Here is a 14,685-nt window from a genome sequence, read left to right as displayed (position 1 = left end):
CGAAACCACGGAACAGCGAGCGCCGTTGAGACATTCCGAGCCTGGCGGACGACAAGGCATCCGTTGCAACGCTCCTCGGGAGGGTAGGAGCATACCATTTCTGGTGACGCTCCCCCCTAAGAACCGTACGTGCGGGTTTCCCCGCATACGGCTCAAGCCTCAACAAAGTGGTCGAATAAATCGAACACCGGCTTCACAACGGTTCTGCCGTGGTGATGAACTTGAACATGACAACCCGGATGCACCAGCACTCGATTTCCTAGAGCGTCGGAGCCGCCGAGAACGCGCGGCACGATGTGGTGATCATCCCACCCCGTCTCCTTGGTAATCTTGCACTGACACAGCGCACATAAACCACGCTGGGACGTATACAGCTTGATCCACTGCTTGCGGTGCGACATGCTTTGCAGCGTGCGCTCCTGTCGCAGCTTTTCGCCATACATTTCCCAGGCCGGATCAAAAGGATTGTATTCCCCCTTGACCTTCGCGTGCCTCCTGATCGGCGTGCCCGCGAGCGGGTATAACTCCAACCAGAAGGGATTGCCCTTCTTATCCACGGTTGTGGTACCAAACACCCAGTTCCGATTGCCGATGGTTACGAAATACCGCTTGCGCACCCAGTCAGCGTTCTTACCTCGATGTCGCCGCTTTGCCCACCGCCACAGAGCCTGAAAAACCATGCGCTCCATTCTGGTGAACATTGCCTTCGCTACCACTGGACTGTGATATTGCGCCCAACCCCTTAGCATCGGGTTCAGCAGTCGGATCAGATCTTCTTGCTTTCTCCCCTTCTTGGCACTGATGACTCCTTTGACCTTGCGGTAAAACGCTTGCGCGTTTTTCTTGCTCGGCTTGATGAGCAGTTTCCCCGAGTACTTCCGGAAATTCCACCCAAGGAAATCAAAGCCTTCGGCGATATTGACGATCCGCGTTTTCTCCGTCGATAGTATCAGCCCCCTGACAGCGAGGAACTGCTCCACCCACGGCTTCACTTCGCTTTCTAAGACCTCCGGTGTGTTACCGGTGATCACGAAGTCGTCCGCATAGCGCACAACATTTACCTTGTGCCTTCGCAGGTTGTGGGCCCCTAATTTCGCCTTGAGGGCGGTGGTCAGTTGCTGTTCCAACCCGTTCAGCGCCATATTTGCCAGAGTCGGGGAAATGATGCCCCCCTGTGGTGTTCCGGCGTCGGTCGCCTGAAACTGGCCTTGAAATATCACGCCAGCTTTCAGCCATTTCCTAAGGATGGCTTTGTCCATTGGGACATTGCGCTCCAACCAGTCGTGACTGATATGGTCAAAGCACCCCTTGATATCCGCCTCCAGCACCCACTGGGCCGAAACCTTCTGGGATAGGGAGGCGAATAGCTGGCTCATGGCATCCGCAGTAGACCGATTGATACGGAACCCATACGAGTTCAGATCGCTCGTTCCTTCGGACACCGGTTCCAGCGCCAGCAGATACAACGCTTGCATGGCTCGGTCCAACATGGTCGGAATGCCCAGGGGGCGCTTCTTACCGTTGGCTTTGGGAATGTAGACCCTCCGTAATGGCAGTGGCCTGTACCCCCGGCGCTTCAACTGCCCGATGGCTTCCCACCGGACTTCAGGCGTTTCCCACGTTACGCGATCGACTCCCGCCGTCCGCGCACCTTGGTTCATCGTCACTCGCCGTACCGCCGATGCCTTGGCGGAGAACGAGCGGGTCAGGGATCGTTGCAGGGCTTTCACCCGGCGCCAATCCTCTTCCTGTGTTGCCTTCGCAATTCGAATCTGCATTACTCGAACGTTCCGCTCTATGCGGCGCCAATCGATGTCGCCCCATTTTTGCGGTACGCCGGAAGGCGCAGATTCATCCTCGCGGATCAATGCTTCCATGCTGCCCTCCTATCTTGAGGATCTTCCCCAACATCGAGAGACAACATGCCCCTTGCGGGACAGGCTGTCCCACAAGGGAAGAAAAGTTAAACAAGCGAGTTCAGTCAGTCGTCTTGCGACGAGTAGACCAGTTGGAAGTCTGCCCGCTTTCGCGCGGGATGATGTTTCAATCCCTATCCGGATCGTTACAACCCGGCATTCGCTTTTTCCAACCTCCCATACCCGCACAGCCGACAGCGTTCCTTGCGGTTCGCCTGCCTGAGCCAAACTGCACTCGGGCAGCCATACGGGCTTACCACGTTCCCCACGCGTTACACGACTGGGTTAGGGCCTGCCTCTTCGCCGGTGGCTTAACGACGACGTACTCCGACCACTCAACGGAGTATCCAGCCACGTACCTTTTGGTTGGTGCCTATCATCAGCTTTGGCACCGTAATACTCACGACGTTTAACAGCAGTTCACATGTGTTGCCCATACCAGCCAGCCTAGCTCCTCAACCGATGCTGCTTCGGTTTGCTGCCTACGGATCTCACGATCCATTGGCACCCTTACGGGGGCTACATTGTCAGGGAAGCTTCACACCCCACCGTTACCAGTGACGCATGTCCCCCTAGGCTACCGCTAGTCGCATAGCGGGTTCTCTATCAAGGCGCCCTCGCGGGCGTGCTCGACCGAACCATAACGCGTAGAGCTTTACGCTCCGGGCCTCAGTCCTTACTTATGTGCTCCCGTAAAGGCGAGCGCTTACCGACGTGCGAGCGCAGTGGCTGCAGTCGGTCCAAGACGCGATGCCGACCCAATGGATCGGTTTAAATCGTGTGGCTGTTATGCAACAGAGACGAGCGCAGACGCCTTCCCGCTGGGAAGGTGTCAAGGCGAATTCGCCCAAAGGCGAGCGTCCCCGCCTTGGGCGATGGCTGGCTGTTGACCAGCAAAAGCAAGCTACAATCCCTACCGAAAATCCGGCAAGCATTGCACCAGTATCGACTTACCTCACCTTGCGGCTCGGCTTGTCTAAGCAAGAAATGGTTGGGATTGGACGGTGCCAGCCGAGGCCGCCACCTTGTCCCAACAAAGGTCGATGCTCCTTACGTTGGAGCTACCCGGACACGAGAGTGCGTGTCGCACGAGTGGCGGTATTGTAGCGTGCCTGTTCGCGGCAAGCTGGCCGAATCGCCAGATTTTTTCCGCTTTTTTGTTTCCGACTGCTCCCGCCCTGCACATGCTCCCCACGCCACCCCGCACCCTGACCATCGCCGGTTCCGACTCCGGCGGCGGCGCCGGCATCCAGGCGGACCTGAAGACGTTTGCCGCGCTCGGCTGCTTTGGCATGAGCGCGATCACGGCCATCACGGCCCAGAACACGCTGGGCGTGGCGGGCGTGCACGCCATTCCGGCCGAAATGGTGGCGGCCCAGATCGACGCCGTGGCCGACGACATCGGGGTGGACGCCGCCAAGACCGGCATGCTCGGCACGGCGTCCATCGTCGAGGCCGTGGCCGGCGCGGTGGACCGGCATGGCATCGCCCGGCTCGTGGTGGACCCGGTGATGATCTCGACGTCGGGCGCGACGCTGTCCGACGATGCCACCAGCCAGGCCATGGTGCGCCTGCTGTTCCCGCGCGCGATGCTGGTCACGCCGAACCTGCCCGAGGCGTCGTACCTGCTCGGGCGCCGCATCGCCCGCCGCGCCGACATGGAAGCCGCCGCGGCCGAACTGCTCGCGATGGGCTGCCGGGCCGTGCTGCTCAAGGGCGGCCACCTGGAGGACGACGGCCCGGCCGCCGCCGGTCTTGACGACCTGCTGATGCTGGCCGACGGCACCGTCCGCGTGTTCACGCATCCGCGCATCGACACCCCGAACCTGCATGGCACCGGCTGCACGCTGGCGGCGGCCATCGCGTCGCAGCTCGCGCGCGGCGACGCCCTGCCCGACGCCGTGGGCACCGCGCTCGACTTCGTGGCGCAGGCCATCGCGGCGGGCGCGCACCTGCGCCTGGGCGCCGGCAACGGTCCGCTGAACCACGGCTTCGCGCCGCGCGTGCTGGGCTGAACCGCGATGCAGACGCTACAGGACATCGACCTGCGCCACGATCCCGCCGCGCGCTGGTACGTCAAGGATGAAACGGTGCAGGTGACGTTCGCCGCCGAACCGGGCGAGCTGGCCAGCCGCGAGGGCCCCAACCGCTACCGGGTGGCCGACGCCATCGTGACCGGCGCCACGGGCGACCGCTGGGTGGTGTCGCGCGACCGCTTCGACGCCCGCTACGTCGCGGCGGGGCCGCAAGCGCATGGCGAGCCCGGCCCGTATCGCAACCAGCCCGTGCCGGTGCTGGCCAAGGCCATGCCGCAGCCGTTCGCCATCGCCCGCTCGGCCGGCGGCGACGTGCTGACCGGCAAGCCCGGCGACTGGCTGATGCAGTACGCGCCCGGCGACCATGGGATCACCGAGCGCGCACGGTTCGAAGCGGTGTACCGCCCGGCCCCGGGCGGCGATCCGGCGGCCTAGTTCCCGCCGGCCAGCTGCACGAGCTTGAACGACGCGCGGGCCACACAGCAGACCGTGCCCGACGCGTCGCGGGCCTCGCCCTCGCAGAACGCGATCTTGTTGCCCCGGCGCATCGTGCGCGCCTCGAACGTCAGTTCCCCGCGCGCGGCGGCCAGGAAATGGGTCGACATGTCGATCGTGATGACCCCCACGTCCAGCGGCGCATGCGACCGCGCCGCGCCACTCAGCGTGAAATCGAGCACCGCCATCAGGGTGCCGCCGTGCACGTCGCCCCGGCTGTTCACCACATGCGAATTGGCCGGCAGCCGCGTGCGGCACAGCCCGTCTTCCATGTGCACCGGCTGCAGGCCCAGCAGCCGCATCAGCGGAATCTCGATACCGAAATAAGGCTTGTCCGGCGTACCTGGTGCCGCGGGGATGATCTCGTTCACTGCTGTTTCCTCTCGTGCGGGTTCCGTATGGCGGAACCTCGATCCTTTGGTGACTGGACGGAGAGCATATGCGGATTCGTCGGCAGCCGGAAGCCAGGCTGGCCGGTTAGCGGACAAAGGATGGGGGGCGGTGACAGGGCCGGATCGGCCTTGCAGGACAGGAATTGGGGGAGACGGACGCGTTCGCTCCCCTCTCACGCAGGCGGGAGAGGGGCCGGGGGTGAGGGCCAGCGGTACAAACTGCCACCACCCCTACAAGCAAAACCCAACAAACCCTCAGCCAAACACCCCGATCAACCCGGCCACCGCCGCCGGCACATCGTCGGCCTCGGTGATCGCGCGCACCACGGCTGCGCTGCCGACGCCCACGGCCAGCACTTCGCGCAGGTTGTCGGCGTTGACGCCGCCGATGCCGACCAGCGACGGAATCACCGGCTGCATCACTTTCACGTAGGCCTGGAAGCGGCCCATGCCCTGCGGCTGGGTGGGCATGACCTTGGTGGTGGTCGGGAAGATCGCGCCAAGGGCGAGGTAGCTGGGCTGGATGGCCGCCACGCGCAGCATTTCGGCGTAGCCGTGCGTCGACACGCCCAGGCGCAGGCCCGAAGCGCGGATGGCGTCGAGGTCGGCGTCGTCCAGGTCTTCCTGGCCCAGGTGGATGCCGTAGATGCCGCTGTCGCCGCCGCAGGCCGCATGGTGGTCGATCGCCACGCGCCAGTGGTCGTTGATGAACAGGCGTGACGCCGAGCCCTTGGCCGCGTTGGCGGCCCGGACCACTTCGGCGCGCACGGCGGCGGCATCGTCAGACTTGAAGCGCAACTGCACGGTCGGCACCTGCAGCGGTACCAGCCGCTCGATCCACGCGGCGGTGGGCATCACGGCGTAGAGGCCCAGGTCCGGCGGGCACGGGGCGAAGGCGGCGGGCGGCTGGTCCGGCGACGCCAGCGCGGGCTGCCGCACACGCGGGAAGCGGCCGAAATCGGCGGGCCACGCGGTGCTGCCCGGCTGCCAGGCGCGTGCGATGCACAGCGCGTCGTGGGCCGGGAAATGCAGCGACAGCGCCGCGGTCAGCACGGCCACGAACGCCGGCGAGTGCGGCGCGCCGTCATCGGCGTCCGATGCCAGCACCCAGGTGCCCATCCACGACCGCACGGTGTCGATCCAGCGGCCGCCCTCGCGCACCGTGGCGATCAGCACCGCATTGGCGCCGGCCACGCGATCGACCGCCGCTGGCGGCGCCTCGCCCTCGGCCAGCAGCACGTCGTGGCGGCCCAGCGTGGCGGGCGCATTGGCCAGCGTCCACGCCTGCCACGGCGTGGCGTCGTGCCCGAACACCGGCGCGTAGCGCCGCGCCAGATCCTCGAACAATGCGGCGTCGATGGCCGCGGCTACGCCCTGGCGCGTCATGCGCGGTCCTCAGCGCCCTCGGCGTGCCAGAACGGCATGCCCACCACCGGCGTGCTGGCCTGCGCCACCTCGCGCTCGGGCATCGGCCCGGCCAGGTAGGCGGTGCGCCCGGCCTCCACGGCCAGCGCAAACGCGCGCGCCATGTTCACCGGATATGCGGCCTGTGCCACGGCCGTGTTCAGCAGCACGCCGTCGTAGCCCCATTCCAGCACCTGCGCCGCGTGCGACGGCAGGCCCAGCCCGGCGTCGACGATCAGCGGCGTATCGGGCAGGCGGTCGCGCAGCGTGCGCATGGCGTGCGGATTCACCGCGCCCCGGCCCGTGCCGATCGGCGCGGCCCACGGCATCAGCGCCTGGCAGCCCACGTCCAGCAGGCGCCGGCACAGCACCAGGTCTTCGGTGCAATACGGCAGCACCTTGAAACCTTCCTTGACCAGCGTCTCGGCCACGGCCGGCATGTTCAGCGTGTCGGGCTGCAGCGTGTAGTCGTCGCCAATCAGCTCCAGCTTGATCCAGTCGGTCTCGAACACCTCGCGCGCCATCATGGCCGTGGTGATGACCTCCTGCGCGGTGAAGCAGCCGGCGGTGTTGGGCAGCACCGGCACGCCCAGCGTGCGCAGCATCTGCCAGAACGTGTCGCCGCCCAGCGTCTGGCCGTCGCCACTGCCCACCGCCGTCTGGCGGCGCAGCGCCACGGTGATCATGGCCGGGCGCGACGCCTCCACGGCCGCCTGCAGCGTGGCCGGCGACGGGTAGCGCGCGGTGCCCAGCAGCAGCCGGGAGTTGAACGATTCCCCGTACAGCACGAACGGATCGCGCAAGGTTTCAGTCGGTTCGAATGTCATGGTGTGGTCAGCCTCCCGTCACGGGTTGCACGAGGTCGATCTGGTCGCCCGCGTTGAGCGCGGTGGCCGCATGGGCGGCGCGCGGCACGAACTGGCCGTTCACGGCGGCCGCGAACGGCGGCGCGATGGCCGCGGCCGTCACGGCGTCCGCCAGCGTGGCGGCGTCCGGCAGGTCCAGCGGTTGGCCATTGAGCAGGATTTTCATGGTCGGGGGTTCGGGTTAATGCAGCGTGCCGCCGGACGCATCGGACCGCGCGCGCCGCCCAGACGATGCCGGGTCGGACACGGCCTCGATCATGCCGGGCCAGCGCAGCGCGGCCGGCACGGCGTGGGCGGCCGGATCGGCGTCCAGCATCGCGCGCACCACGTGGCAGGCGGCCTCGGTCACGGCCGGCGCGATCAGCCAGCCGTGGCGGTACAGGCCGTTGACGCGCACCACGCGGGCCTGCTGGTCCACGCGGATCGCGGGCAGGTGGTCGGGCCGGGTCGGGCGGCGCTGGACGTTGAGCTCCAGCACGCGCGCCTCGCCAAAGGCGGGATGCAGCGAATGGGCCGCCGACAGCAGCTCCAGCGCCGAGCGCACGCTCATCGGCGATTCGTCCTCGCTTTCCAGCTCGGTGGCGCCAATCACATACAGGTCGTTCGGCTTCGGCGCGATGTAGATCGGGTAGCGCGGATGCAGCAGGCGCACCGGGCGGTGCAGCTTCACGTCCGGCGCGTGGACGCGGACAACCTCGCCACGCAGCCCGCGCAGCCCCGGCAGCGCCTGGCCGCCGGCCGCGCCGGCTTCGGCCCATGCCGCGCGGGCGCCCAGGCCCCGGCAGTCCAGCACCACGCCGGCGTGGATGCCCAGCGCGGGCAGCGCATCGGCGTCGATCTCGCCCGCTTCCCACACGCAGTGCAGCCCTTCCTCGATCGCGCACGCCAGCAGCGCGCGCATGGCGCCACGGTTGTCGAGCTGGCCTTCGCCCTGCAGCAGCAGGCCCTGCGGAAAGCGGCCCGCCAGCGCGGGTTCCACGTGGCCAACGCCATTGCCGTCCAGCGCGCGCAGCCGCGCCTGCACCAGTTCCGGCGGCGCCACGGCGCGCATGCGGCCCGTGAACAGCGACACCTCGCTGCGGTCACGCGCGTGCCAGACCACCAGCGTGCCGTCTTCCTGGAAGAACACCGGCTCGGGCAATTCCTGCAGCCAGGTGCGCCACAGGTCGACGCTGGCGATGCCCAGGTCGACAATGCGCCGTTCGGCGATGGCTGATTCCGCCAGCGGCGCCAGCATGGCCGCGGCCACGTGCGCGGCCGATCCGCTGCCGTCGGGGCCGCCCCGCTCCACCAGCGCCACGCGGGCACCGGCGCGCACCAGTTGCCAGGCGGACAAACGTCCGGCCAGGCCGGCGCCGAGGATGGCGACATCGAAGGACTGTACTGCTGTCATAAGCTTGCTTGCCGGCGGCGTTGGCATCCTGCGTGGCGCCGCCGGCCTCCTGTTGGGTGAATACCGCCGCGCCGCGTGGGGGCGCCGCGCGCGGGACTCTGTACTGCGGTACTGCGGGGCGGGACGCCGCATGGGCGCCCGCCCGTCCTGCAAGGTACGGCGTGGATGGCGCTTACGAGTAGATCTTGGCGCCCGACTTGACGAACTCGATCGACTTTTCCTCCATGCCGCGCTGGGCGTCCGGCAGCGACGCCGCGTAGTCGCGCACTTCCTGCGTGATCTTCATCGAGCAGAACTTCGGCCCGCACATCGAGCAGAAGTGGGCGATCTTGGCGCCTTCGGCCGGCAGCGTCGCGTCATGGAACGACCGCGCGCGCTCCGGGTCCAGGCCCAGGTTGAACTGGTCTTCCCAGCGGAACTCGAAACGTGCCTTGGACAGCGCATTGTCGCGCAACTGCGCGCCGGGCCAGCCCTTGGCCAGGTCGGCGGCATGGGCGGCGATCTTGTACGTGATGATGCCCTCGCGCACGTCTTCCTTGTCCGGCAGGCCCAGGTGTTCCTTCGGCGTGACGTAGCACAGCATGGCGGTGCCCATCCAGCCGATGTTGGCGGCGCCGATGCCGCTGGTGATGTGGTCGTAGCCCGGCGCGATGTCCGTGACCAGCGGCCCCAGCGTGTAGAACGGGGCTTCGTAGCAGTGCTTCAGTTCCTCGTCCATGTTGGCCTGGATGCGCTGCAACGGCACATGGCCCGGGCCCTCGATCATCACCTGCACGTCGTGTTCCCACGCCTTGGCGGTCAGCTCGCCCAGCGTGCGCAGCTCGCCGAACTGGGCGTCATCGTTCGAATCGGCGATGCAACCGGGGCGCAGGCCGTCGCCGAGGCTGAACGACACGTCGTACGCCTTCATGATTTCGCAGATCTCGTCGAAGTGCGTGTACAGGAAGTTTTCCTTGTGGTGCGCCAGGCACCACTTGGCCATGATCGAGCCGCCGCGCGACACGATGCCCGTCACGCGGTCGGCCGTCATCGGCACGTAGCGCAGCAGCACGCCGGCGTGGATGGTGAAGTAGTCCACGCCCTGCTCGGCCTGCTCGATCAGCGTGTCGCGGAACATTTCCCAGGTCAGGTCCTCGGCGATGCCGCCGGTCTTGTCCAGCGCCTGGTAGATCGGCACCGTGCCGATGGGCACCGGCGAGTTGCGCAGGATCCACTCGCGGGTCTCGTGGATGTGCTTGCCGGTGGACAGGTCCATGATCGTGTCGGCGCCCCAGCGGATCGACCACACCATCTTTTCCACTTCCTCGGCCAGCGACGACGTCACGGCCGAGTTGCCGAGGTTGCCGTTGATCTTGACGCGGAAGTTGCGGCCGATCGCCATCGGCTCCAGCTCGGTGTGGTTGATGTTGGCGGGGATGATGGCGCGCCCGGCGGCCACTTCGCGGCGCACGAATTCCGGCGTCATGTCCTCCGGACGCAGCGGCAGCGCCGCACCCAGCGCGTTGCCCGGGTGCTGGCGCAGCAGGGCCTTGTACTCGGGCTTGTCGTACAGCGCCTGGAGATTCAGCGATTCGCGCAGCGCCACGTATTCCATCTCGGGCGTGATGATGCCGCGGCGCGCGTAGTGCATCTGCGACACGTTGGCGCCGGCCTTGGCGCGGCGCGGGTTCGTCAGCTGCGAGAAGCGCAGGTGGGCGGTGGCCGGGTCATTGGCACGCGCCTGGCCGTATTCCGACGACAGGCCCTGCAGCACCTCGGTATCGCCGCGCTCGGCAATCCACTGGGCGCGCACCGGCGGCAGGCCGGCCTTCAGGTCGATATGGACGTCCGGGTCACTGTACGGGCCCGAGGTGTCGTAGACGGGAATCGGCGGGTTGGCCATCTCGCCCTTCTCGGTGCGGGTGGCCGTCTGCAGGATCGTGCGCAGCGGCACGCGGATGTCGGGGCGGCTGCCCACGAGGTAGGTCTTGCTGGAAGCCGGGTAGGCGAATTTCTGGTCCAGATCGCTTTCCAGCGATTCGAACGATGCGGCGGGGGCAATACGGGCCATGGGTGTCGTCCTCTCTCTTGCGGGGATGGACGAAACCAGGAGCCCTGTGAGACCGGCCCGCGCGGCTGGCAGCCGGCGGCGGCGTCCCGGTGCGGCAATTCGCGGAATTCCCGCGGGACAGGAGCAATTCGGTTTTGTGAAACTTCCCACGCCGGTACTAGCCGGATCGGGTTCGAAGGGACTCTCTCAGCGCGCCCGGCCCATCCGGACGGCACCCCTGTTTCATCCAACGGGGTGAATTTAAGCACAAGCCCCACCGGGGCGCCAGCCGAAATCTGTTGCGTCAGCCGTGCGCGGTGGTATCGGAATCATGCTGCCATGCAGCAAGACCGGCGCGGATCGGGGGCGCGCGGGGGGCCTATTCGCAACCGATTGGCGCCCGCGTGCCCGAGGGTTGCCTCGGTATTGCGAACCGCCGAGTTGCCGTACCATGGCCGCAGCCCGCCCCCGTGCCGAGACGCATTGCCGACCCAGGAGATGCCATGACCGCCACATCCGTTGCCGACGCCGGCAGCGCGCAGACCCACAGCGTGTTCAACCAGGTGCCCGACCTGGCCGACTACAACCTGTTCGCGTCGGACCCCGGGCTGCGCGCGGCGCTGGACCGGCTGGGCGGCGGCTGGCATGCCGACGCGCTGGACGGCTACGGCGCGCGGCTGGGCGAACCCGAGGTGCAGGCCTGGGCCGCCGACGCCAACCGCTACGCGCCCGAGCTGCACACCCATAGCCGCACCGGCGAGCGCATCGACACCGTGCAGTTTCATCCCGCCTGGCACCAGTTGCTGGCGCTGCTGCGCAGCCAGCAGTTGCAGGCGCTGCCGTTCGCGCAGCCGCGCCCCGGCGCCTGGGCGGCGCGCACCGCCGGCTACTTCCTGCAGGCCCAGGTGGAATCGGGCTCGCTGTGCCCCACGACGATGACGTTCGCGAGCATCCCGGTGCTGTCCAGGGAGCCGGCGCTGTTTGGCGACCTGGCGCCGCGGCTGTTCGATACCGGGCACGACGCCCGCGACCTGCCCTGGCGCGACAAGACGGCCGTGATGATCGGCATGGGCATGACCGAGAAACAGGGCGGCTCCGACGTGCGCGCCAACACCACGGTGGCGCTGCCGGTACGCGGCGACGGGCGCGGGGCCGAATATGCGCTGACCGGCCACAAATGGTTCTTCTCGGCGCCGATGTGCGACGCGCACCTGGTCGTCGCGCGGATGGGCGCGGCCGACGGCCCGCTGTCGTGCTTCTTCGTGCCGCGCTTCCGCGACGACGGCAGCAAGAACCCCATCCTGATCCAGCGGCTCAAGGACAAGCTCGGCAACCGCTCCAATTCCAGCAGCGAGGTGGAATTCCGCGGCGCCACGGGCATCCTGATCGGCGAGGAAGGCCGCGGCATCCCGACCATCATCGAGATGGCCACCAACACCCGGCTCGACTGCGTGATCGGCAGCGCCGCGCTGCTGCGGGCCGGGCTGGTGCAGGCGCTGCACCACGCGCGCCATCGCATGGCATTCGGCCGCGTGCTGGCCGACCAGCCGCTGATGCGCAACGTGCTGGCGGACCTGGCACTGGAATCCGAGGCCGCCACGCAGATGATGATGGCGCTGGCCCACGCGTTCGAGCACGCCGACGCCGACCCGCTGGCCGCCGCCTGGAAGCGCGTGATGACGCCGGCCGCCAAGTTCTGGATCTGCAAGCGCGCGCTGGAAGCCACCGGCGAGGCCATGGAGGTCTGGGGCGGCAACGGCTACGTGGAGGAAGGCCCGATGGCGCGGCTGTACCGCGAGGCGCCCGTCAATTCGATCTGGGAAGGCTCGGGCAACATCATGTGCCTGGATGTGCTGCGCGCGCTACAGCGCAATCCCGACGACGGCGCGCGGGTTCTGCAGGACCTTGCGCGGCTGTCCAACGGCGACGCGGCGGTGCGGGCCGAACTGGCGTCGCTGCAGGCCATGCTGCACGGCCCGGCGGAATCGCTCGAAGGCAGCGCCCGCCGCCTGGCGCAGGGGCTGGTGCTGACCGCGCAGGCCGCGCTGATGATCGCGCACGCGCATCCGGAGTCGGCGGCGCAGTTCGTCGCCAGCCGCCTGGGCCGCCAGCACGGCCGCGTGTTCGGCACGCTGGATGCCGATAACGCCACACTACAGCGCATCGCAACGCGCGCCTGGCCGGCCTGAAGGGCGCCGGCGGCACCGCTGTGCGGAAATCGCACAGCGGTTGCTGCAAGGCACCATGGGCCGCTTCAGCAGTGACGGCCCCTGCCGTAAACGTTGTGGCGACGGGCTCCCCGCCCGCCTGCGAAAACCAAGTCGCCCACAACGGACGGCCGCGCCAAGCAACGCGGGCCGCCACCCCCTCATGAATATCAGCAAACGCCTGCTTCTCACGTTGTCCCTGGCATTACTCGCCCTGTTGTTCGTCGGCCTTGGCGGTATCTGGCAGATGAACGAGTCCGAAGAACGCTTCGAATACTTCAACGACAACACGCTCGCCAGCGTGCGCGACCTGAACAACCTCAGCGGCGCGCTGGCCAGCGTCCGCGTGTCGCTCTACCGCCATGCGATGACGGCCGACATCAAGGCCAAGGCCGACGCCGAGGCCATGCTCGACAAGGCCAACCAGCGCTTTGACGCGCTGCTGGCCAAGTACGAGCGCGACGACATCTCCGACGACACCGACCGCAAGCTGCTGGAAGCCGACCGCGCGGCCATGAAGGCGTACCGCGACCAGTTCGGCCCGTTCCTAGAGAAATCGCGCAACAACGATTTCGAGGCCACCCAGCAGATGATTACGAGCGGCCCGGTGCACGTGGCGTCGTCGGCCGTCCGCAAGGCGCTCGACGAACACCTGGAATACAACACCAGGCTCGGCGACGAGGCCGTGGCCCACAACAAGGCACGGCACCAGACGTCGGTGCGCGTGTTCTCGGCCGTGATCGTCATCGCCGTGGCGCTGACCGCGTTCCTGGCGCTGGGCCTGTACCGTCGCATCCGCGGCAGCCTGGCGGAAATCCAGGGCACGCTGGCCCACGTCAGCCAGACGCTGGACCTGGATCACCGCGCGCCGGTGGACCGGCTCGACGAGATCGGCCTGACCGCGCAGTCCTTCAACGCGCTGATCGACCGCGTGGCCGGCACGCTGCGCGAAGTGCGGCGCTCGACCGATTCGGTCAGCGTGGCGGCGGCGCAGATCGCGGCGGGCAACGTCGACCTGTCGTCGCGCACCGAGCAGCAGGCCGCGTCGCTGGAGGAAACCGCGTCGAGCATGGAGCAACTGACCGCCACCGTGCGGCAGAACGCCGAGAACGCGCGCCAGGCGTCGTCGCTGGCATCGAACGCCGCGCTGGTGGCCGACGAAGGCAATCATTCGGTGCAGCAGATGGTGGGCACGATGGGCGCCATCAGCACCAGCTCGGAGCGCATCGCCGAGATCACGAACCTGATCGAGGGCATCGCCTTCCAGACCAACATCCTGGCGCTCAACGCCGCCGTGGAAGCAGCACGCGCTGGCGAACAGGGCCGCGGCTTCGCGGTGGTGGCCGGCGAGGTGCGCAGCCTGGCGCAGCGGTCGTCCAGCGCGGCCAAGGAGATCAAGGAACTGATCGAGGCGTCGGTGGACACGGTACGCACCGGCTCCACGCAGGCCGAGGAAGTCGGCAAGACCATGACCGACATCCGCCAGGCCGTGAAGCGCGTGTCCGACATCATCGCCGAGATCTCGGCCGCCTCGCAGGAACAGAGCGCCGGCATCGACCAGGTCGGCCACGCCGTCGGCCAGATGGACCAGGTCACGCAGCAAAACGCCGCCCTGGTCGAAGAAGCCGCCGCCGCCGCGCAATCGCTGGACGAACAGGCCGGCCGCCTGCGCGACATGGTGGGACAGTTCCAGATGCGGGGGTGACGGGTGACGGGTCGCGATTTGCACCGCTGGCCCTCACCCCCGGCCCCTCTCCCGCGTGCGGGAGAGGGGAGAAAAAATGGGGCTTCAGACTGGGCGTCCGACTTCAGACTGGGCGTCGACCGCTGGTTTGCTCCCCTCTCCCGCGCCAGCGGGAGAGGGGCTGGGGGTGAGGGCGTTGAGCGTCTGCTTGCCGACTGGTCGCGGTTTGCACCGCTGGCCCCCTCCCCCGCGTGCGGGAAAAA

11 protein-coding genes and 2 riboswitches are annotated in these 14,685 nt (G+C 67.5%); of the genes, 4 read left to right on the top strand and 7 right to left on the bottom strand.

Annotated elements, in window-relative coordinates; translation table 11 throughout:
- Positions 1–10 precede the first annotated feature (10 nt).
- A riboswitch (S-adenosyl-L-homocysteine riboswitch) is annotated at positions 11–83 on the bottom strand.
- Between the two features lie 69 nt (positions 84–152).
- Positions 153–1,877 carry a group II intron reverse transcriptase/maturase gene (gene ltrA, locus QTN24_RS18815; RefSeq protein ID WP_313838941.1) on the bottom strand — a complete coding sequence of 575 codons (1,725 nt, stop codon included), beginning with the start codon at positions 1,875–1,877 and terminating at the stop codon, positions 153–155.
- Positions 1,878–3,100: 1,223 nt separating this feature from the next.
- On the opposite strand from ltrA, the gene thiD reads away from it, so the two are divergent.
- Positions 3,101–3,931: a bifunctional hydroxymethylpyrimidine kinase/phosphomethylpyrimidine kinase gene (thiD, locus tag QTN24_RS18810; protein WP_313838939.1), complete on the top strand. Its 831-nt coding sequence runs from the start codon at positions 3,101–3,103 to the stop codon at positions 3,929–3,931.
- Between the two features lie 6 nt (positions 3,932–3,937).
- A complete protein-coding gene (locus QTN24_RS18805) occupies positions 3,938–4,387 on the top strand; it encodes a PGDYG domain-containing protein (RefSeq protein WP_313838937.1) in 450 nt (149 codons plus the stop codon).
- Here the strand turns inward: QTN24_RS18805 and QTN24_RS18800 are convergent.
- From QTN24_RS18800 to thiC, 6 genes are all read right to left on the bottom strand, one after another.
- On the bottom strand, positions 4,384–4,818 hold the full coding sequence (locus QTN24_RS18800; RefSeq protein WP_313838935.1) for a PaaI family thioesterase: 435 nt from the start codon (positions 4,816–4,818) through the stop codon (positions 4,384–4,386). The two genes, QTN24_RS18805 and QTN24_RS18800, sit on opposite strands and share 4 nt — an antisense overlap.
- 276 nt (positions 4,819–5,094) lie before the next feature.
- Positions 5,095–6,225: a thiamine phosphate synthase gene (locus QTN24_RS18795; protein ID WP_313838933.1), complete on the bottom strand. Its 1,131-nt coding sequence runs from the start codon at positions 6,223–6,225 to the stop codon at positions 5,095–5,097.
- Positions 6,222–7,070 (bottom strand): thiazole synthase, encoded by an 849-nt coding sequence (locus tag QTN24_RS18790; RefSeq protein ID WP_124682654.1) that lies wholly within the window; start codon positions 7,068–7,070, stop codon positions 6,222–6,224. Before QTN24_RS18790 ends, QTN24_RS18795 begins: the two co-directional genes overlap by 4 nt.
- A gap of 7 nt (positions 7,071–7,077) precedes the next feature.
- Entirely contained in the window at positions 7,078–7,275 is a 198-nt protein-coding gene (thiS, locus tag QTN24_RS18785) for a sulfur carrier protein ThiS (protein ID WP_124682655.1), read from the bottom strand.
- A 15-nt stretch (positions 7,276–7,290) separates the two neighbouring features.
- Positions 7,291–8,502: an FAD-dependent oxidoreductase gene (locus QTN24_RS18780; protein ID WP_313838931.1), complete on the bottom strand. Its 1,212-nt coding sequence runs from the start codon at positions 8,500–8,502 to the stop codon at positions 7,291–7,293.
- Positions 8,503–8,674: 172 nt separating this feature from the next.
- Positions 8,675–10,552: a phosphomethylpyrimidine synthase ThiC gene (gene thiC, locus QTN24_RS18775; RefSeq protein ID WP_313838929.1), complete on the bottom strand. Its 1,878-nt coding sequence runs from the start codon at positions 10,550–10,552 to the stop codon at positions 8,675–8,677.
- A gap of 126 nt (positions 10,553–10,678) precedes the next feature.
- A riboswitch (TPP riboswitch) is annotated at positions 10,679–10,781 on the bottom strand.
- A gap of 253 nt (positions 10,782–11,034) precedes the next feature.
- Between thiC and QTN24_RS18770 the strand changes: the two genes are divergently transcribed.
- Both QTN24_RS18770 and QTN24_RS18765 read left to right on the top strand, forming a co-directional pair.
- Entirely contained in the window at positions 11,035–12,720 is a 1,686-nt protein-coding gene (locus QTN24_RS18770; protein WP_313838927.1) for an acyl-CoA dehydrogenase family protein, read from the top strand.
- Between the two features lie 181 nt (positions 12,721–12,901).
- Complete coding sequence (locus tag QTN24_RS18765; RefSeq protein WP_124682659.1) at positions 12,902–14,443, top strand: methyl-accepting chemotaxis protein; 1,542 nt, start codon at positions 12,902–12,904, stop codon at positions 14,441–14,443.
- Positions 14,444–14,685: the final 242 nt, after the last annotated feature.

Origin of the sequence: Cupriavidus sp. SZY C1 (genome assembly GCF_032190535.1) — a bacterium.
Classification (GTDB): Bacteria; Pseudomonadota; Gammaproteobacteria; order Burkholderiales; family Burkholderiaceae; genus Cupriavidus; species Cupriavidus pauculus_C.
This window is presented reverse-complemented; position numbering and strand designations above follow the sequence as displayed.